The organism is Azospirillum sp. TSH20 (genome assembly GCF_003115935.1).
Taxonomy (GTDB): Bacteria; Pseudomonadota; Alphaproteobacteria; order Azospirillales; family Azospirillaceae; genus Azospirillum.
In genome coordinates, this window is record NZ_LGQU01000136.1 from 20,259 (window position 1) to 38,239 (window position 17,981).

The window sequence follows — 17,981 nt, forward strand, 5'->3', positions numbered from 1 at the left end:
ACGGAGCCGGATCGGGCCCGGCGGCTCGGACCCCGAAAGATCGGACGGGGCAAACCGTCCGGAGGGGGACCGGCGCGGATAATGCGGCAAGCGGTCCCGCGGGTAAAGGCGGCCGTGCGCCGGCCGCTTTTTCTAACCGGCTCCGCTTGCCGGATCGCAGGCGGATATCAGGCGGGCAGGGGCACCGGATGGGCCGCTTCGGGGAAGAAGCGGACCTGATTGCGCCCGGCGTGCTTGGCGTCGTAGAGGGCGGTGTCCGATTGGGCCATCAGATCGGAAAACTCGCTGTGCTCCCTGGTCAGGCTGACGCCGCCGATGCTGCAGGTCACCGTCACCCCGGCTTCCGCGCCGAGCTGGGCCAGCTGCCGTTCGATGGCGCCGCGCAGCCGTTCGGCCAGCATCCGGCCGGCCTCCGCCCCGGTTTCGGGCAGCAGGATGGCGAATTCCTCCCCGCCGATCCTGCCCAGGGCATCCTCGTGCCGGATCTGCCCGGTGCAGCAGTCGGCCACCGCCCGGATCACCCGGTCGCCGAAGGGATGGCCGGCGTGGTCGTTGATCGATTTGAAACGGTCGATGTCGAGCACCAGCACGGTCAGCTCGCGCCCATATCGGCGGGCCCGACGGAATTCGACCTCGCCCATTTCGAACAGGCGGCGGCGGTTCAGGGCGCCGGTCAGCCCGTCGGTGTGGGCGAGCTTGGCCAGCTCGCGGTTGAACTCGTCGCTGGCCATCAGGACGTAATTGATCGCCCCGATGACGGTCCCCAGCAGCGACAGCAGGAAGGTCGCCCGTTCGACGCGGTCATCCAGCATATAGGTGGTCGGGGCGTCTTCCTGCGCCATACCGGCGGACATGCGGACAAGATAGACGACGGCGAGGGAGGCGCACAGCAGTCCGGTGACATAGTGGGGTATGCCGCGCCCCTGGTAACGGACCAGCACCTCGAAGGCGATCACCAGCAGCACTGCCGACGTCGCGAAGCTGACCAGGGCGCGCACCCAGGCGATGCCGCCGCCGGCGAACAGCAACAGGAGGCAGGACAGGCCCACTGCCGCCCCCACCGCCGCCGGCACGAAGGGCCAGACCGGTCGGTTCTGAAGATGGCGTACGCTGGTGTAGTTCATCGACAATCCGGCGAGTCCAATTCCGTTGGCGAGCGGAATCAGAATTTCCGGTGCCTGGCCCCCGCGAAACCCGGCGATGAGGAAGGCGGAGCCCAGCAGGAATTTTCCGTAAGAATAGGCCCGCAGGGATCCGCGGATGTGACGGGGGTAGCGGCCGGAGGCCACAACGATGGACAGCCCGATCGCAAAGCCTATGACAGTGATGACCTGCGCGATGAAGGTGGTCTCGAAATCCATCGGCAAGCCCGTTACGCACCGTTACGCCGGTATGTCTGGGCACGCTATACGAAGCCTTTGCCGGTGACAAGCCGCGGGGGTCAACTCTGCGCCGGGTTTCCTGATTATTGCAGCAAGATTGCTTCGGGCGCCAATTTTGGGTTGTGAACGCTTGGGTCAGCCCTTGTTCGGGGCATAGCCCTTGGCGAACAGGTCGACGGCGGCGTCGACGTAGCGCTCCAACTCGTCGTCGCTCGGCCGCTCGCTCAGGCACAGCAGCAGCTTCATGTGCATGTTCGCCTTCAGCAGCCCGAAGAACTGGTGGGTGGCGAGATCGCAGTCGGTGATCGCCAGTTCGCCCTTGTCCGCCATATGGGTCATGAACTGGCGGGCGCGCTGGAAGGTCTCGGCCGGGCCGCTTTCATAGAAGGCCTGGGCGAGCTGGGGCTGGCGCAGCACCTCGCCCAGCACCATCCGATAGACGCCCAGCGCCTTCGGCGAAGCGATGAAGCGGACGAAGGTGCGGCCGATCAGGCGCAGGCCGTCCGCCGCCGGCAGGTCCATCGCCTCGCTCCAGACGCTGCTCATTACGGAGTTCGCGCATTCGCAGGCGACCATCGCCCGGAACAGCTCCTCCTTGCTGCCGAAATGCGCGTACAGGGTCGCCTTGGACACGTTCGCCTTCTTGGCGACGGCATCCATGCTGACGGCGCTGTAACCATGTTCCAGGAACAGGGTGCCTGCGGCCTCCATGATCTGGGCCTGCTTCGATCCTGCTTCGGGAGTGGGGGCAACCAATGTGGTCATGCGCGTCTCGCCGGAGTCCATGCTGCCTCGGTCCATGTTCCTGGCCCCTACCGCGTTCTGCATCGCCCGACAAGCCTCCTGACACCAATTGCCAAAAACTAAACCGTTCAGTTCGGTCTTGACAACAGATAGGTCGTCCGCCATCTTCCGACAAGACTAAACTGAACGGTTCAGTTTCTTTTCCGTTACGGCGCCGGAAAGAGCGCATCGGCGGAAATGCGGATCGGACCGCAGTGGATTGGGGATAGAGACAATGGCGAATGGCGTACGGAAGATCGTGCTGTCGGGCGTTGCGCTGGCTGTGCTGGCAGGTGGCGCCGTCGCCGGCGAACATTGGTGGACCACGGGCCGGTTCCTGGAGTCGACCGACAATGCCTATGTGCAGAGCGACATCACCGTCGTCAGCCCGAAGATTTCCGCCTATGTCCGTGACGTGAAGGTCGCGGAAAACCAGCTGGTGCGGACGGGCGACGTTCTGGCGGTGCTGGACGACCAGGATTTCCGTGCCAAGGTGGCGGAGGCCGAGGCCGCCGTCACCGCGCAGAAGGCGGCGCTCGGCACGCTGGACAGCAAGCTGGAGCTACAGCGCACGGTGATCGATCAGGCTGCCGCCACGCTGGCGAGCGCCGAGGCCGAACAGCGCCGTGCCCAGCAGGAGTTCGAGCGCAGCCGGTCGCTGGCCAGCGACAGCTGGACCAGCCGGCAGAAGCTGGAGACCGCCGACGCCGACCTGCGCAAGGCGGTGGCCCAGGTGGCGAAGGCGCGGGCGGCGCTGGCGTCGGAAAACGAGCAGGTCAACGTCCTGCACGCCACCCGGACCGAGACGGAGGCCCATCTGGCCCAGGCCCAGGCGACGCTGCAGACCGCGCGCAACGATCTGGACAACACCGTGATCCGCGCGCCGGTCGACGGCGTGATCGGCAACCGCGGCGTCCAGGTCGGCCAATATGCCCGGCCGGGCGTGCAGCTGCTGTCGCTGGTGCCGCTGCCCGACGTCTATGTGGTCGCCAACTTCAAGGAGACCCAGCTGGCGCACATGCGCCCCGGCCAGCAGGTCAGCATTTCCGTCGATGCCTTCCCCGACCGCCATCTGATCGGTACGGTGGAAAGCTTCGCCCCGGCGTCTGGGTCCAAATTCTCGCTGCTGCCGCCGGAGAACGCGACCGGCAACTTCACCAAGATCGTGCAGCGGGTGCCGGTGCGGATCGCCCTGCCGCGCGACAACGCGCTGGCCGGCCTGCTGCGTCCCGGCCTGTCGGTGGTGGCGGAGGTCGACACCCGCGGCGCCGATGCCCAGCCGCATGTGGCGAGCGGCGGCGTGTTCGGCGCGCTGTCCGACAAGCAGGCGGTGGCCGCCAGGTAAGCGGCGGTCACGCTCCGGCGGGGGCGCCGCCCCTTCTCCCCCTTCGGGGGCGGCGTTCCCGCCATCAATCAGAGAGACATTCAGGCCGGAGCCGCGCCCCCTCCTTTGGGGGCGGCAGTCGTTCGGCCGCGACGGAAGGCAGCGGTTCCATGGCGACACCGGCCCAGGGCATGCGCCCGCTCACATCCCGCGACATCGCCGGCTTCTTCGCGATGGTCGTCGGCATGTTCATGGCGATCCTCGACATCCAGATCGTCTCCAGCTCGCTGTCGGAAATCCAGGCGGGGCTGGCGGCCAGCGCCGACGAGATTTCCTGGGTGCAGACCTCCTACCTGATCGCGGAGGTCGTGATGATCCCGCTGTCGGGCATCCTGTCGCGCATCCTGTCGACCCGCGTGCTGTTCACCGTGGCCGCCGCCGGCTTCACCCTGACCAGCGTCGCCTGCGCCTTTGCCGGCGGCATCGAATCGATGATCGTCTGGCGCGCGCTGCAGGGCTTCATCGGCGGCGCCATGATCCCGACGGTGTTCGCCACCAGCTTCATGATCTTCCCGCCGGAGAAGCGGGCGGGCGTTTCGGTGATGATGGGGCTGGTCGCCACGATGGCGCCGACCATCGGCCCGACGCTGGGCGGCTATCTGACCCAGCACATGTCCTGGCACTGGCTGTTCCTGGCCAACGTCATTCCCGGCATCCTGGTGACCTCGCTGGTCTGGTTCCTGGTCGATGTCGACCGGCCGAACCCGGAACTGCGCAAAGGCTTCGATTTCGTCGGGCTGGCGCTGATGGCCGCCTTCCTGGGCAGCCTGGAATATGTGGTGGAGGAGGGGCCGCGGAACGACTGGTTCGACGACGAGGTGATCTTCGGGCTGGCGGTGGTGGCGGCCGTCTCCGCCGTCGGATTCTTCTGGCGGGTGCTGTCCTACCGCAACCCCATCGTGGAACTGCGCGCCTTCGCCGACCGCAACTTCGCCATCGGGTCGCTCTACAGCTTCATCCTGGGCATCGGCCTCTACGGCTCGGTCTATCTGCAGCCGCTGTTCCTGGCCCGCGTGCGCGGCTTCAACAGCCTGCAGATCGGCGAGATCATGTTCGTGACCGGCGCCTTCCAGTTCATGTCGGCCCCCATTGCCGGCGCCCTGTCGAAGCGGATGGATTTGCGCGCCATGCTGGCGCTTGGACTGATCCTGTTCGGCACCGGCGTCTGGCTGAACAGCCACTTCACCGCCGAGACCGGCTTCTGGGAGCTGTTCCTGCCGCAGGCGGTGCGCGGCATGTCGCTGATGCTGTGCTTCATCCCGATCAACAGCGTGGCGCTTGGCACTCTGCCGCCGGACAAGCTGAAGAACGCGTCGGGCCTGTATAACCTGATGCGCAACCTGGGCGGCGCCATCGGCCTTGCCGCAATCAACACGGTGCTGACCGACCGCAACGCGCTGCACCTGAACCGACTCGGCGACAACGTCAACCTCGCCCGGCCGGAGGTGCAGCAGATGGTCGACAACCTCAGCCAGCGCTTCGACGGGCTGGTGGCCGATCCCACCGCCGCGGCGATGGCCCGGCTGGTCGGGCTGGTCCAGCGCGAGGCGCTGATCCTGACCTTCAACGACGCCATGCTGCTGATGTCGGCGGTGTTCTTCGGTGCGCTGCTGTTCATGCCGCTGGTGCGCCGGCCGGGAGCGCCGGTGAAGGCGGATCACTAAGCGTGATAGGTTGCTGCCCTGGGGTTGTGCTATAGCTTGACCGATCGTCCGAACGCACGTCCGAATCCTGCCGAGCCCCCCAGTCGAGCCCCATGAGCAAGCGCCAATATACCCGAGCCGAGGTCAAGGAACTGCTGGGCGCGCTGGAGCGCCAGTGCCGTGAAGCGTCGAAGCTGGCCCAACTGGCCGAGCATGAGGCGAGCAAGCACAGCTTCGGCGCCTATCGCGACTTCCGCGACAAGGTCGGCGAGTTCCAGGCGCTGGTCATCCTGATCGAGCAGCGCATGCGCAATCTGGTCGACGCCCGTTCGGACGACCTGCGCGACCAGTTCGAGAAGCTGGACATGGTGATGCTGGCGCTTCTGGTGCGGGCGAGCATGCGCTTCTTCTTCGTGCTGTCGGCGAATCCGATTCTGCCGATGGGCGCCCGCGAGATCTTCGTGGCCGAGCTGCGAAGCCTGCACGACGCGGCGGAAAAGCTGAAGCGGCCCAACTATGCCGGCAAGCTCGGGCCGGACCTGGACCGCGATCTGGAGACCGCCTCACTGATCCTGGAAGAGATCATTGACAAGGCGCCGAGCCTGCTGAACTTCCGCGGGGCGCCGATCGGAGAGTAGGGGGGCGGGGAATAGGGGGCATCCGCAAAGACGCCCCCACACCACTCACTTCGCCAGGAACTGCGCGATCGTGTCGCCCGCCTTGCCGATGTTCACCACCCCGTCGAGATGGCCGAGGGTCGAGGTGATCGACTCGGTGTACTCCACCGTGTTGCCCTGCTTTTCCAGCCGGTCCTTCAGCGGGCGCATGTTGCGGTCGGGCGGGAAGACGAGGTCGTCGGCCGACGGGATCAGCAGCACCGGCGCCTTGATCTTCGCCAGCCCATCCTCCAGCGAGGCGCCGTTGCCGGTGACGAAGGTCTGGTTGGCCTTCACCAGATAGAGGAAATGGTTGGCGTCACTGACCGCGGCGCGGCCGGCGGCGGCCTTGTCCAGCCAAGCTTCGATGGCGTACTGGTTGCCCATCGCCGCCTTCGGATCCTTGCCATCCTCCGCCCATTTGCGGCCGAAGGCGGCGTCGGCCCATTTCCAGTGCCGCGCCTGCAGGGTGACCAGCTTCAGCGCCTCGGTCAGGCCGGCCTTCGGCTCCGCCTTGCCGTAATAATCGCCGTTGTTCCAGTTGGGATCGAGCTTGATCGGCGCAGCCCACAGGTTGAGCCAGCCGATCAGGAACGGATCGGTTTCCGGCCCGCCGATGGCGGCGATGACGCGCTTGACCATCTCCGGGTGGTCGGCCCCCCATTCGAAAGCCTGGAGCGAGCCCATCGAGCCGCCCATCACCGCCTGCAGAGTCTTGATCCCCAGGCTGTCGATCAGCGCCTTCTGGACATTGACGAAATCCTGGATGGTGACGACGGGGAAGCTCATGCCATAGGGCTTGCCGGTGTCCGGATTGATGCTGGCCGGGCCGGTGGTGACGACGTTGGGGTCCTTCGGCGACAGGTTCACCAGCGTGTCGGAGCTGATGATGAAGTATTTGTCGGTGTCCAGCGGCTTGCCGGGGCCGATGATGCTGTCCCAATAGCCGGGCGCGGCGTCGTCGGCCTTGTATTTACCCGCGGCGTGGCTGCTGCCGCTGAAGAAGTGGGTGACGAGGATGACGTTGTCCTTGGCGTCGTTCAGCTTGCCGTAGCTTTCCCAGCCGATGCGGACGTTCTTGATCGTCCCGCCGCCGGTGGTGGTGTAGGACGGCATCTCGAAGACCTTCTTCTCGACGATGCCGTCCAACGCCAGCGCCGGCAGGGTGCCGAACAGACAGGCCGCCATGGCGAGGCCGCCGAGGCAGCCGGACCAGATGGAACCGCGGACAACCCCACGCATAAGCATCCCCCTCCAGAATTGTTCGCCTGACACTCTATTCCGGTGGCGCAGTCTACCCATAAGGTTGCGGCTGTCCAGCCGCCATCGGTGACGCTTACGGTCAGGCAACCCGGGCAGGCGGGTGGGAGGGGCGGGGCGTCAGCGCAGCCGGACGGCGGTGCCGTTCACCGACACCATCAGCATGCCGTTCTCTTTGCCCAGCACCTCGTAATCGACGTCGATGCCGACCACGGCGTCGGCGCCCAGCGCGCGGGCCGACTCCTCCAGGTCGGCGAAGGCCGCCTCGCGGGCATCGCGCAACGCCGCCTGATAGCCGCCGGCCCGGCCGCCGACGATGTCGCGCACGGAGGAGAACAGGTCGCGGAACACGTTGACGCCCATGATCGCCTCGCCGGCGACGATGCCGAGATACTGGGTGATCTGGCGGCCCTCGACGGAATCGGTGCTGGTGACGATCATGGAGGCTTCTCCCAGGTGATTTCGCTGCCGCACAGATGGGGCCTGCATTGCCGAGTCCAAGGCGGCACTGCGAAATCGCGGCGGCCTTTAGTCCTTCGCGCCTTCCCCCACCCCGTCCGGACCGTGTAGGACAGGGGTGGGGGACGGCGAGGGGGAAAGCGATGGACGACACGCGGCGAGCCATCCTGCGCTGGATGACCGGCGTCATGGAGGCGAAGGGCTGGAGCGCCGGCGGCTGGGCGCGCCTGGCCGACGTTACCGCGACCAACCTGACCCGTTTCCTGCGCGATCCGGTGATGGGCAGCGTGCCCAGCGCCGACACGCTGGCCCGGCTGGCCCGCGTCGCCGGGTCGGAGCCGCGTTTCCTTGACGACCACGCCTATGCGCCGGTTTCCCGCGTGCCGGTGCTGACGCTGGAGCAGGCGCACATCTTCCTCGACCTCGGCCGCCGGGCAGGGGAGGCGTTCCTGGCCGGGGCGCTGAAGGACGGCGCCGCCTCCGTCGCCATGGACGGCCGCACCTCCCGCCGGGCCTTCGCGCTGCGCATCCTGTCCAAGAGCCTGGACGCCGCCGGGGTGCTGCCGCGCGACTGCGTGGTGCTGGAACCGCTGGACGTGCTGACCCCGCAGACCGGGGACGTGGTGGTGACGGTGGGCGAGGGCACGATCTGCGGCTACCGCTTCTTCCCGCCCCACCTGATGCCGGTTTCGACCGATCCCGACTGCCGCCCCACTGCCTTCGACCGCGCCCATGTGGCCGGAGTCGCCGTCCACGTGGTGCGAGCGCTTCGCATGTAAAAGGCTGCTGCGGCACGAGTCGCGGCGCGCGTTCCAATCCCCCGCGACTCGCAAAAACGGACGTCTCTACTCCGTCCGTTTTGTCTTGTGATGACTCTCGTCAGAAGACACCAAATATAGCGTGTTTTCAGGACTTTGAGCTGGTCTACGGCCAAGCCATAGGTTCACGTTTTGTTCTTGAAAGCTGCGTGTTCGCATCCCATATTCAGGGTCCGGTGAGGCCGTCAGAAAAACATGCTGCGAAGTCGCAGCGACGGTCACGCTTCGGGGTTCGGAAAGTCGGGAAAAGCATGGCGATCACTCAGGCACAGCGGGACTTGCGGGCGGGGCGGATCGGGTCTTCGGACGCAACGCGCGTGATGGCCGGCGACTGGCTGTCGCTGTGGCGCGAGAAGACCGGCCGGGTCGAACCCGAGACTCTGGATCTCGTCGCCGCGGTGCAGATCGGCATCGCGACCGAGCATCTGCACCCGCGCTTCGTCGCCCATGCCACCGGCCGCGCTTGCGTGGAGGCTCCCGACACCTATCGCCATGCCGAGCATGACTGGATGGTCGCCCACCCCGACTTCCTGACCAGCAGCGTGGCCGATGGGGCGCTCGACACCATCGTGGAGGCGAAGTTCAACAGCGGCTTCCAGACCGATGCCGACCTTGCCCGCCGCTACCACTGGCAGGTCCAGCATCAGTTGGCTGTGGTCGGGCTGGACCGCGCTTTGCTGTCGATCCTGCGCCCGACCGGCCACAGCCTGATGACGGTGGATCGGCGCCCGGACGATGTCGAGCGGCTGGTGGAGACGCTGGAGGCCTTCTGGTGGCACGTCGTCAACGACGTCGAGCCGTCGGATCCGCTGCCGATGGACGCGCCGTCCTATGAGAACGGCCGCGTCTTCGACATGGGGCGGCACAACCGCTTCCGCGCGCTCGCCGACCGTCTGGTCGCCAACCGGGCGGCTGCGCTGGCGGTGAAGGAGGACGAGGCCGCTCTGAAGGCGCTGATGCCGGACGATGCCCGCATCGCTTTTGTTGCCATCGATCAGGCTGACGGCCGGTCAGGTGGCCTCTATCTCGCGCGCGACCGCGAGGGCCGGCTCAGCCTGCGCTATGGCGCACCGCCGCGCCGTTCCTTGGCAGAGGCGCAATCCTGGGGACCCTCCGCTGACCCGAACGCGGTGGAGTTCAGCCTGGAAACAGTGCTGACCGCCGGCTGGGGTGAGGGGAGAGCCGAAACGTTTGGACAAGAAGGACCCAAATCATGGGACGCATGAGCAAGACCGACCACGTCGTTGCCGATACCGAAACCCCCGAATCGAGCGTAACCGAGTCCAACGTGACGGAGACCACCCAGGCCGAGCCGAAGACCGGCGGCAGCCGCGGCTCCCACGGGTCCAAGGGGGCCGCCGGCGGCAGCCGGGCTGAGGAGCCGCAGCGAATCGACACCATGTTCCTGTGGAACCGGCTGAAGCGCACCGACCCGAAGGCGACCAAGCCCTTCACCCGCTCCGGCGGCTTCCGCGGCACGCAGATCGACCCGACCTGGCGCTTCCAGATGATGACGGAGGTGTTCGGCCCGATCGGCAAGGGCTGGGGCTATGAGCAGGTGGACTGGACCATCGCGGAACGGATGATCTTCATCTGCGCCCGTGTCTGGTACATCGATCCGGAGACGAAGGAGAAGTGCTTCACCGGCCCGCAGTGGGGCGGGACCGAGATGGTCCGCCGTCGCAACGGCATGGAGATGCCGGACGACGAGTGCTTCAAGATGTCGATGACCGATGCGGTCGGCAAATGCCTGCTGCAGCTCGGGCTGGCCGCCGACGTCTATATGGGCCAGTTCGACGACAGCAAGTACCGGGAGGAGTCGGAGGCCTTCTATGCCGCCAAGGCCAACCCGGACCTGCAGCCCGCCGCCGTCGAGTCTTTCGAGGCGGAGGTGAAGCGCCGGCTGGGGGCCTGCCTGGATCTGGACGACCTGGAGGAGGTCTGGCGGTCCGGCGTCGGCACCCGCCTGCGCGAGATCGGTGCCATCGACCGCGCCGCCCAGCACCGCATCACCGGCCTGTTCGCCCAGAAGAAGGCCGAGATTCTGAAGCGCGAGGAAGAGGACGGGCGGGAAGCCGCCTGACGGAACGCCATGACAAGGTCGACTCCTAGGGCGACTCACAGCACCGGCGACCGGTCGCCCAGCGGACTGTTCCGCATGAGCGCCTGGGAAGGCGAGTTCGAGCGTGCCAACGCCCAGCTTCCGCGCTGGTACTGGAATCGCGATCAACGCCGCCGCCACTACGCCCGCTGGGTGGAGGCGGAGGCCGAAACGCTGGCGATGCGGCTTTCGGGACTGCTGCGGTCCGACACCCCGGCGGAAACGGCAGGGGCGGCCCGCGTCCTCGTCGAGTCCCTGTCGCGTGACATCGACTGGGCTCGCCGGTTGGAAGACTCGGAATCGGAAGACAGGACGTTCGCCCACGCCGCCTGACCGCAGACGGCATCAAGGGAAGGATATCATCTCATGACGATAGAAGAGGTCCAGGCGCGTCTGCGCGCCGCTCAAGCCCGTCTCGGGCGTGAGGGCCGCTTCGCCCTCACCCTCAGCCTGGATGGGCGCGAGGAATGCTACATCACCCATTGGTTCCGCCCCGAGCCGCACGCCTTCGAGGATTGCCGCGCGGTCGGTTCCGGAACCCTCAGCGAATGCCTGGACGCGCTCGACCGCTATGTCGCGGTGAACCGGGTGCGTGACGAGGCTCCGGTGCTGATGGCGGCCGAATGACATCCCCGTAACGGCCAAACCATCGGCCTTCGTCCCCTCGTTCCCCCCGCGGACGAGGGGACTTTTTTGTGCAGCATTCGCGCAGCGTCTCGGTTGTGATATCGTCTCCGCCTTCAAGCGGAAGGGGAGCGATCATGGATCCCGTACTTGCCTTCGTCAGCATCGCCGGTGCCATCGCTGTCGGCGCCGCCAGTCCGGGACCGAGCTTCGTGCTGGTCGCCCGCACCTCCATCGCCGTATCCCGCCGGGCCGGCTTGGCCACCGCGATTGGCATGGGGATCGGCGGTGTGTTTTTCGCGTCCCTGGCGCTGCTGGGTCTGCATGCCCTGCTGTCGCAGGTCGGCTGGCTCTATGCGGTGCTGAAGCTGGTCGGTGGCGCCTATCTGCTCTATCTCGCGGTCAGAATCTGGCGCGGAGCCGCGGAGGCTCTGGTGGTGGCGGAGGAGGGGCAGACGGCACCCGCCGGGCTGATGCGGCCGCTGCTGTTCGGGCTGCTGACGCAATTGAGCAACCCGAAGACGGCGCTCGTCTATGGCAGCATCTTTGCCGCGCTGATGCCGACCGAACCGCCGCTCTGGCTGTTCGTTTTCCTGCCGCCGGCGATCTTTTTCATCGAAGCGGGCTGGTACGCGATCGTCGCCGCGGCTTTTTCCGCCGGCCGGCCACGCGCCGCTTATCTCAGGTCCAAGCGCTGGGTCGACCGGGTTGCGGCCGCTGCCATTGGCGGGCTCGGCGTCCGTCTGATGGCGGACGCTCTGCCCCCTCCCTGACCCTCCCCCACCTTTGGTGGGAGAGGGGACTGCCGCCTCTTTGCAAATCCTCCCTCTCCCGCTGAAAGCGGGGGAGGGAGGGACCCGCGGCGAAGCCGTGGGAGGGAGGGGGCATCACCCTACCCAAACCTCACTTCTTCTTGCCCGACTGCGCCCTGGCGAACGCCTCGGCGAAGGCGCTGTTGATCGGCTCCGGCGCCTTGGCCGGCTTTGGTGCTGCCTTGGGCGCAGGCGCCGCCGGGCGTCGATCCTGCTGCTGCGGCGGACGGGCAGGCCCCCGGTCCTCGCGGCGCTCTTCCCGACGGGCCGGGCGGGGCGCTTCCTCGCCCATGCGCATGGTCAGGGCGATGCGCTTGCGGGGAATGTCCACCTCCAGCACCTTCACCTTCACCACGTCGCCGGCCTTCACCACCGTGTGAGGGTCCTTCACGAAGCTGTTGGCAAGCTGGGAAATATGCACCAGCCCGTCCTGATGGACGCCGATGTCGACGAAGGCGCCGAAGGCGGTGACGTTGGTCACCACGCCCTCCAGCATCATGCCGGGCTGAAGGTGCTTCAGCTCCTCCACTCCCTCCTTGAAGGTGGCGGTCTTGAACTCCGGACGCGGGTCGCGGCCGGGCTTCTCCAACTCCTTGATGATGTCCTCGATGGTGGGCAGGCCGAAGCGCTCGTCGGTGAACTCCTCCGCATTCAGGCCGCGCAGGAAGCGGGCGTCGCCGATGACGCTGCCGAGGTCGCGACCGGTGGTCTTCACGATGCGCTGGACCACCGGATAGGCTTCCGGATGGACGGCGGAGCCATCGAGCGGATTTTCGCCGTCGCGGATGCGCAGGAAGCCGGCGGCCTGCTCGAACGTCTTCGGCCCCAGCCGCGCCACGTCGAGCAACTGCTTGCGCGAGCGGAAGGCGCCGTTGCGGTCGCGATGCTCGACGATGTTGCGGGCGATGGTCTCGTTCAGTCCCGACACGCGGGTCAGCAGCGGGATCGACGCGGTGTTGAGGTCGACGCCGACGGCGTTCACGCAATCCTCAACCACCGCATCCAGCGAGCGCGCCAGCTTGCCGCCGGCGACGTCATGCTGGTACTGGCCGACGCCGATCGACTTCGGCTCGATCTTCACCAGCTCGGCCAGCGGGTCCTGCAGGCGGCGGGCGATGGACACCGCGCCGCGCAGGCTGACGTCCAGGCCGGGGAACTCGTGCGCCGCTGTTTCGGACGCCGAATAGACCGAGGCGCCGGCCTCGCTGACCACCAGCTTGGTCAGGGACAGTTCGGGGTGGCGCTTCATCAGGTCGGCGGCGAGCTTGTCGGTCTCGCGCGACGCGGTGCCGTTGCCGATGGAGATCAGTTCCACCTTGTGCCGCGCCGCCAGCGCCGCCAGCACGGCGAGGGAGCCGTCCCAGTCGTTGCGCGGCGGGTGCGGATAGATGGTCGTCGTCTCCACCAGCTTGCCGGTGGAATCGACGACGGCGACCTTCACGCCGGTGCGGATGCCGGGATCGAGCCCGATTGTGGCGCGCTGGCCGGCGGGGGCGGCCAGCAGCAAATCGTGCAGGTTGCGGGCGAAGACGCGGATCGCCTCGTCCTCGGCGCGCTCGCGCAGGCTCCCCATCAGATCGGTCTCGATATGCGGGCCGATCTTCAGCTTCCAGGTCCAGCGCACCACGTCGGACAGCCACTTGTCGGCCGGGCGGCCCTGGTCGCGGATGCCGGTGTGGACGGCGATGGTGCCCTCCGCCGGGTGGGGCTGGCCCTCTTCGACCGGCAGATCCAGGCGGATGTCGAGCACGCCCTGCGCCCGGCCGCGGAACAGCGCCAGCGCGCGGTGCGACGGCAGCTTCGACCAGTTCTCCGAGAAGTCGAAATAGTCGGAGAATTTGGCGCCCTCCGCCTTCTTCTCCTCGATCACCTTGGAGGTGACGACGCCCTTGTCCGCCATGGCGGTGCGCAGGCGGCCGACCAGTTCGGCATCCTCGCCGAAGCGTTCGACCAGGATATGGCGGGCGCCGTCCAGCGCCGCCTTGACGTCAGCAACACCCTTGTCGGCGTCGACGAAGGCGGCGGCCTCGGCGTCGGGATTCTTCTTCGGGTCGGCCAGCAGCGCGTCGGCCAGCGGCTCCAGTCCGGCCTCGCGGGCGATCTGGGCCTTGGTGCGGCGCTTCTGCTTGTAGGGCAGGTAAAGATCCTCAAGCCGGGTCTTGGTGTCGGCCTGTTTGATCTGGCGCTCCAGTTCGGGCGTCAGCTTGCCCTGCTCCTGGATGGTCGACAGGATGCTGGCGCGACGGTCCTCCAGCTCCCGCAGGTAACCCAGACGCTCCTCCAGGGTGCGGAGCTGGGTGTCGTCCAGGCCGCCGGTCGCCTCCTTGCGGTAACGCGCGATGAAGGGAACGGTCGATCCCTCGTCGAGCATGGCGATGGCGGAAGCGACCTGGGACTCGCGGACCGACAGTTCGTCGGCGATGCGCTGGCTGATGGACAGCATGAGGCAGGGATCCTGCGGACTTGTGACGAACAAAAGGGTGTCTGTCATAGCGCGTCGGGGCGGGGGGACGCCACCCCGGCCTTTCGGCAGAGGGACGGATAGCCCAAGCCGAAGCGCAACCATTCGCGGCAGTTTTTCACAAAAAAGTGGTAGGGGATGTTTTCTTCCCACCATTCATCGGCCGTTAACCATATTGGCCCTATACCTCTGCGTGCAACTTGGTTGCGTTTCCTCCCGAACCGACTTAGGGGCGGCCCGGCGGTGATACCGTTAGGCCGCCCTTTCTTTTTTCGGCGAAGAAAAAGGGCCGGGACGGACTTGCCATCCCGGCCGGACCCCAAAAAGTGTCTGCCACCGGTCCAACCGAAAGGATCAGGGAAGGCGGCTTTCGGCCAGACGCAGGCGGCCTTCGGGGGAAAGGCGTGACAGGGTGTCGACGACGCGAGTCTCAATCTCGGTGCGCAACGCTGCGTCGTTGGCGTGGACGCTGTCGAACAGGGCCTTGAGGCCGGCTGAATCGAAGGGTTGGGCCATCAGGGCCATGCGCAGGCGCGGCGCGAATTCCTCGCGGCTGACATGCATGCGGACGAACAGCGGGCGGGCATCGTCAATCGCCTTGCGCAGGATCGCGGCATCGGCCGGCGACAGGTGCCCCGACACGTCGTCGACGAAGCGCTCCAGCAGATGCTCGGGCCCGCCGGGCGGCGGAGGTGGCGGGCGGAAAGCGTGGGCGACGACGAAGCCGCCGGCCAGCATGTTGAGCGCAAGGGACCCGACCAGAAGGAACCAGGGCCAGCGGCGCCGAATGGCCGGCGTCATCGCACGTCTCCCAGATAGCTGACGATCATCACGCCGGATAGGGCGGGCGTGCTCATCTTTTCGAAGGAAATCAGGCCCTGGCTGTAGCTGAGGAAGCCGACCAGCGCCATGCTGGCCAGGAAGCCGGCGAGCGGGGCAGGGCGGAAGGGCGGCCGCGACAGGAACCAGGGAACGAAATCCGGCACGATCCGCTGTGCCAGACAGTCGGCGATGCGGTCATAGACCTGCGCCTCGCGCCGGACAGAGACCAGCGGGGTCGAGGCGGCGTCCAGCAGCACGTCGGTGATGGCGGCGTCGGCCAGCAGGTCGCGGGCTTCGGCGCTGCCGTCCAGCAGGGCCAGCGCATCCACCCTGGCGGAGCGCGGCCAACGGTCCAGGTCGGCGCCGTAGGCGGCGGCATAGCGTTTGAACTCTTTGAGCGTCATGACCGTGCACCGTCCTTCTGACGGATCAGGGGTTGAAGCCGGGCCCGCACGACGCGGCGCGCCCGGACCAGCAGACTTTCCATAGCCGAAACAGACACCTGCAATATTTCCGAAGCCTCAGCGCACGTCATCTCCTCATGGTAGCAGAGACTGAGCGCCGCCCGTTGCCGTTCGGGCAAGGCGGCGATCGCGGCATCCACCGCGGCACCGATCCGCATGCCGTCGATCACCGTCTCGGCGCTCCAGGCCGGATCGGCGATCTCGCCGGCATCGTCCAGGGGGGCGAAGCTGCGCCGCCGCTTGTAGTCGATGGCGCGATTCACCACGATCCTGTACAGCCAGGTGGTGAAGCGGGTTCCATCGCCGCGCCAACGGTCGGCATTGGCCCAAATCTGCAGGAAGGCGTCCTGCGCAACCTCTTCGGCGTCGGCGGCGTTCCCGACAACCCGTTGGGCCAAGGCGATGCTGCGGCGCAGATGCCGGCGCGTGAGTGTTCCAAACGCTTTCCGGTCACCGGCCGCAGCGTCCGCCATCAACGCCTCGTCGGTCACCGTTTCCTCGGTAGGCTCCACGCCGTATTCCGCCCGCTCCCGGTTTCTGTCAGCGGTTTATACGCGGCAGGAGGCGGAAGTCCTGCGCAGCGAGCGGCGATTTTCCGATCAGGGATTTCCCCAATGCCCGGCCCTCCCCGCCATTTTATTTCCATAAGAATGCTTATGTGTTTTTTGGGTCCGCTGAGGGGGGGCGTTCCATCGGGACGGTGCGCGATGAACATCTTTGCCCGTCCTGCGGGAACCGCTTCGCCGTGGATCGGTTGATCCAAGCATGACCGTGGCAACGCCGGATGATTGGCGGCGTCATGAACGAAGCGACTGAAGGGACCGACACCATGCTCAAGATTTTCGGCTGGGCCATTCTAATCATCTTCATCATCGGCCTGCTGGTCGTCACCGGAATCGTGAAGCTGATCTTCTGACCGAACTTCCGACCCTGCCCCGCCCTGCCTGTTCATTCCTCCGCCATCGCCAGGGCGCGGCGCAGGTGGGTACGGCAGTCGGCGACCATGCGGCGGATCAGGTCGTCGCAGGTCGGGATGTCGTCGATCAGGCCGATCACCATGCCGGCCGAAACCACCCCATCCTGGACATTGCCGGACTGGAGCGCGGTTCGGCCGCGCTGCCCGGCGACGAGCGGCCGAACCTCTTCGAACTGCGCGCCGCCGGGACGTTTTTCCAGCGCGACGACCTCGTCCGACACGGCGTTTTTGAACACGCGGGCGGTGTTGCGCATGCTGCGAAGGATCAGGTTGGTGTCGCGCTCGCCGGCGGCGACCAGTGCCTGCTTGATGCTGTCATGCACCGGCGCCTCCCGCGTGCAGAGAAAGCGCGTGCCCATGTTGACGCCCTGGGCGCCGAGGGCCAGAGCGGCGGCCATGCCGCGCCCGTCGGCGATCCCGCCCGAGGCGATCACCGGGATGCGCAAGGCCCGCACCGCGGCCGGGATCAGGATCAGACCGGGGATGTCGTCCTCGCCCGGATGCCCGGCGCACTCGAACCCGTCGATGCTGATGATGTCCACGCCGGCCCGCTCCGCGCTCAGCGCGTGGCGGACGCTGGTGCATTTGTGCAGGATGCGGATGTCGTGCGCCTTCATCCGCTCGACGAAGGCGCGCGGGCTGTTGCCGGCGGTCTCCACGATGGTGATGCCGCTGTCGATGATGACGTCGAGATAGCGCTCGTAGGGCGGCGGTGTCACCGCCGGCAGCATGGTCAGGTTGACGCCGAAGGGACGGTCGGTCATCGCGCGGCAGCGCGCGATCTCGCGCGCCAGATCCTCGGGCGTCGGCTGGGTCAGCGCGGTGAGGATTCCCAGCCCGCCGGCATTCGACACGGATGCTGCCAGTTCGGCCAGCCCGACCCACTGCATCCCACCCTGTACGATCGGGTAATCGATGCCGAGCAGGCGCGTCACCTCGGTTTTCATGGCGTCCCCTTCCCTACCCATTCTGTTGGCCGCTGACAGTTGCGGATTCCTTACGGCATGTTTTCTTATAAGCGGAACCAAGCTTGATTGCGGAATATGATCTTCGGCGTATGATAAAAGAGCAAGGTATTGGAAAATCTGAGGACAAGCAAAAAACTTAACCTATGATAATGAAAGTATAGGGTCTAAAGGGACATGCTGTCGCCTCGCTCACCTCAAGGCGGTGCGCGCGGCGGACGCAGGGTTTCTATACCGCTGATTATGCTGAATACCGTTGGAAGCCATCGGCATATGTCAGTGGAACCCGATTGAAACGGGTCCGTTTCGGGAAGATCCCGTCGGACTCGTGACCGAGATGAGCAAAGGACGACCGTGACGCCTGCAACCGG

18 protein-coding genes are annotated in these 17,981 nt (G+C 66.5%); 9 read left to right on the forward strand and 9 right to left on the reverse strand.

The annotated features are described in order from the left end of the window. Positions 1 to 167 precede the first annotated feature (167 nt). A complete protein-coding gene (locus TSH20_RS30095; RefSeq protein WP_109156146.1) occupies positions 168 to 1,361 on the reverse strand; it encodes a GGDEF domain-containing protein in 1,194 nt (397 codons plus the stop codon). A gap of 156 nt (positions 1,362 to 1,517) precedes the next feature. After that, a complete protein-coding gene (locus TSH20_RS30100; RefSeq protein ID WP_247871247.1) occupies positions 1,518 to 2,147 on the reverse strand; it encodes a TetR/AcrR family transcriptional regulator in 630 nt (209 codons plus the stop codon). Positions 2,148 to 2,400: 253 nt separating this feature from the next. Here TSH20_RS30100 and TSH20_RS30105 point away from each other — a divergent pair, with 253 nt between their 5' ends. The 3 genes from TSH20_RS30105 (at position 2,401) to TSH20_RS30115 (ending at position 5,830) form a co-directional block, all read left to right on the forward strand. Then, a complete protein-coding gene (locus tag TSH20_RS30105) occupies positions 2,401 to 3,510 on the forward strand; it encodes an HlyD family secretion protein (RefSeq protein WP_109156144.1) in 1,110 nt (369 codons plus the stop codon). A 149-nt stretch (positions 3,511 to 3,659) separates the two neighbouring features. Continuing rightward, positions 3,660 to 5,213 carry a DHA2 family efflux MFS transporter permease subunit gene (locus tag TSH20_RS30110; protein ID WP_109156143.1) on the forward strand — a complete coding sequence of 518 codons (1,554 nt, stop codon included), beginning with the start codon at positions 3,660 to 3,662 and terminating at the stop codon, positions 5,211 to 5,213. 92 nt (positions 5,214 to 5,305) lie between these two features. Next, positions 5,306 to 5,830: a hypothetical protein gene (locus TSH20_RS30115; protein WP_085083701.1), complete on the forward strand. Its 525-nt coding sequence runs from the start codon at positions 5,306 to 5,308 to the stop codon at positions 5,828 to 5,830. A gap of 45 nt (positions 5,831 to 5,875) precedes the next feature. On the opposite strand, the gene TSH20_RS30120 is transcribed toward TSH20_RS30115, so the two are convergent. Next, entirely contained in the window at positions 5,876 to 7,090 is a 1,215-nt protein-coding gene (locus TSH20_RS30120; RefSeq protein WP_247870907.1) for a homoserine O-acetyltransferase, read from the reverse strand. A gap of 138 nt (positions 7,091 to 7,228) precedes the next feature. Next, positions 7,229 to 7,549, reverse strand: a complete 321-nt coding sequence (locus TSH20_RS30125) for a heavy metal-binding domain-containing protein (protein ID WP_109156142.1) — start codon at positions 7,547 to 7,549, stop codon at positions 7,229 to 7,231. A 161-nt stretch (positions 7,550 to 7,710) separates the two neighbouring features. On the opposite strand from TSH20_RS30125, the gene TSH20_RS30130 reads away from it, so the two are divergent. The 6 genes from TSH20_RS30130 to TSH20_RS30155 all read left to right on the forward strand — a co-directional run bounded on the left by TSH20_RS30130 (position 7,711) and on the right by TSH20_RS30155 (position 11,883). Next, entirely contained in the window at positions 7,711 to 8,346 is a 636-nt protein-coding gene (locus TSH20_RS30130) for a hypothetical protein (protein ID WP_109156141.1), read from the forward strand. A gap of 290 nt (positions 8,347 to 8,636) precedes the next feature. Continuing rightward, a complete protein-coding gene (locus TSH20_RS30135) occupies positions 8,637 to 9,611 on the forward strand; it encodes a YqaJ viral recombinase family protein (RefSeq protein WP_109156140.1) in 975 nt (324 codons plus the stop codon). Next, positions 9,599 to 10,468, forward strand: coding sequence for a hypothetical protein (locus tag TSH20_RS30140; RefSeq protein ID WP_247871246.1), 870 nt, complete (start codon positions 9,599 to 9,601; stop codon positions 10,466 to 10,468). The genes TSH20_RS30135 and TSH20_RS30140 overlap by 13 nt, the downstream gene beginning before the upstream one ends. 75 nt (positions 10,469 to 10,543) lie before the next feature. Further along, a complete protein-coding gene (locus tag TSH20_RS30145) occupies positions 10,544 to 10,819 on the forward strand; it encodes a hypothetical protein (protein ID WP_109156139.1) in 276 nt (91 codons plus the stop codon). A gap of 33 nt (positions 10,820 to 10,852) precedes the next feature. Then, positions 10,853 to 11,113, forward strand: a complete 261-nt coding sequence (locus tag TSH20_RS30150) for a hypothetical protein (protein ID WP_109156138.1) — start codon at positions 10,853 to 10,855, stop codon at positions 11,111 to 11,113. 134 nt (positions 11,114 to 11,247) lie between these two features. Next, complete coding sequence (locus tag TSH20_RS30155; RefSeq protein WP_109156137.1) at positions 11,248 to 11,883, forward strand: LysE family transporter; 636 nt, start codon at positions 11,248 to 11,250, stop codon at positions 11,881 to 11,883. Between the two features lie 130 nt (positions 11,884 to 12,013). Here TSH20_RS30155 and TSH20_RS30160 read toward each other — a convergent pair whose 3' ends face one another. From TSH20_RS30160 to TSH20_RS30180, 5 genes are all read right to left on the reverse strand, one after another. Beyond that, on the reverse strand, positions 12,014 to 14,365 hold the full coding sequence (locus tag TSH20_RS30160) for a Tex family protein (protein ID WP_109156136.1): 2,352 nt from the start codon (positions 14,363 to 14,365) through the stop codon (positions 12,014 to 12,016). 372 nt (positions 14,366 to 14,737) lie between these two features. Continuing rightward, positions 14,738 to 15,184: a periplasmic heavy metal sensor gene (locus tag TSH20_RS30165; protein ID WP_109156135.1), complete on the reverse strand. Its 447-nt coding sequence runs from the start codon at positions 15,182 to 15,184 to the stop codon at positions 14,738 to 14,740. Beyond that, entirely contained in the window at positions 15,181 to 15,609 is a 429-nt protein-coding gene (locus tag TSH20_RS30170) for a hypothetical protein (RefSeq protein ID WP_109156134.1), read from the reverse strand. Before TSH20_RS30170 ends, TSH20_RS30165 begins: the two co-directional genes overlap by 4 nt. Continuing rightward, positions 15,606 to 16,160, reverse strand: a complete 555-nt coding sequence (locus tag TSH20_RS30175; RefSeq protein WP_246458084.1) for a sigma-70 family RNA polymerase sigma factor — start codon at positions 16,158 to 16,160, stop codon at positions 15,606 to 15,608. The genes TSH20_RS30170 and TSH20_RS30175 overlap by 4 nt, the downstream gene beginning before the upstream one ends. 457 nt (positions 16,161 to 16,617) lie before the next feature. Beyond that, positions 16,618 to 17,592 carry a nitronate monooxygenase family protein gene (locus tag TSH20_RS30180; RefSeq protein WP_109156132.1) on the reverse strand — a complete coding sequence of 325 codons (975 nt, stop codon included), beginning with the start codon at positions 17,590 to 17,592 and terminating at the stop codon, positions 16,618 to 16,620. Positions 17,593 to 17,981 lie beyond the last annotated feature (389 nt).

Excerpts from the sequence above, each read along its gene's own strand:
- TSH20_RS30095 (WP_109156146.1), bottom strand. The coding sequence starts at position 1,361 with ATGGATTTCGAGACCACCTTCATCGCGCAGGTCATCACTGTCATAGGC.
- TSH20_RS30100 (WP_247871247.1), bottom strand. The coding sequence starts at position 2,147 with ATGACCACATTGGTTGCCCCCACTCCCGAAGCAGGATCGAAGCAGGCC.
- TSH20_RS30105 (WP_109156144.1), top strand. The coding sequence starts at position 2,401 with ATGGCGAATGGCGTACGGAAGATCGTGCTGTCGGGCGTTGCGCTGGCT.
- TSH20_RS30110 (WP_109156143.1), top strand. The coding sequence starts at position 3,660 with ATGGCGACACCGGCCCAGGGCATGCGCCCGCTCACATCCCGCGACATC.
- TSH20_RS30115 (WP_085083701.1), top strand. The coding sequence starts at position 5,306 with ATGAGCAAGCGCCAATATACCCGAGCCGAGGTCAAGGAACTGCTGGGC.
- TSH20_RS30120 (WP_247870907.1), bottom strand. The coding sequence starts at position 7,090 with ATGCGTGGGGTTGTCCGCGGTTCCATCTGGTCCGGCTGCCTCGGCGGC.
- TSH20_RS30125 (WP_109156142.1), bottom strand. The coding sequence starts at position 7,549 with ATGATCGTCACCAGCACCGATTCCGTCGAGGGCCGCCAGATCACCCAG.
- TSH20_RS30130 (WP_109156141.1), top strand. The coding sequence starts at position 7,711 with ATGGACGACACGCGGCGAGCCATCCTGCGCTGGATGACCGGCGTCATG.
- TSH20_RS30135 (WP_109156140.1), top strand. The coding sequence starts at position 8,637 with ATGGCGATCACTCAGGCACAGCGGGACTTGCGGGCGGGGCGGATCGGG.
- TSH20_RS30140 (WP_247871246.1), top strand. The coding sequence starts at position 9,599 with ATGGGACGCATGAGCAAGACCGACCACGTCGTTGCCGATACCGAAACC.
- TSH20_RS30145 (WP_109156139.1), top strand. The coding sequence starts at position 10,544 with ATGAGCGCCTGGGAAGGCGAGTTCGAGCGTGCCAACGCCCAGCTTCCG.
- TSH20_RS30150 (WP_109156138.1), top strand. The coding sequence starts at position 10,853 with ATGACGATAGAAGAGGTCCAGGCGCGTCTGCGCGCCGCTCAAGCCCGT.
- TSH20_RS30155 (WP_109156137.1), top strand. The coding sequence starts at position 11,248 with ATGGATCCCGTACTTGCCTTCGTCAGCATCGCCGGTGCCATCGCTGTC.
- TSH20_RS30160 (WP_109156136.1), bottom strand. The coding sequence starts at position 14,365 with ATGCTGTCCATCAGCCAGCGCATCGCCGACGAACTGTCGGTCCGCGAG.
- TSH20_RS30165 (WP_109156135.1), bottom strand. The coding sequence starts at position 15,184 with ATGACGCCGGCCATTCGGCGCCGCTGGCCCTGGTTCCTTCTGGTCGGG.
- TSH20_RS30170 (WP_109156134.1), bottom strand. The coding sequence starts at position 15,609 with ATGACGCTCAAAGAGTTCAAACGCTATGCCGCCGCCTACGGCGCCGAC.
- TSH20_RS30180 (WP_109156132.1), bottom strand. The coding sequence starts at position 17,592 with ATGAAAACCGAGGTGACGCGCCTGCTCGGCATCGATTACCCGATCGTA.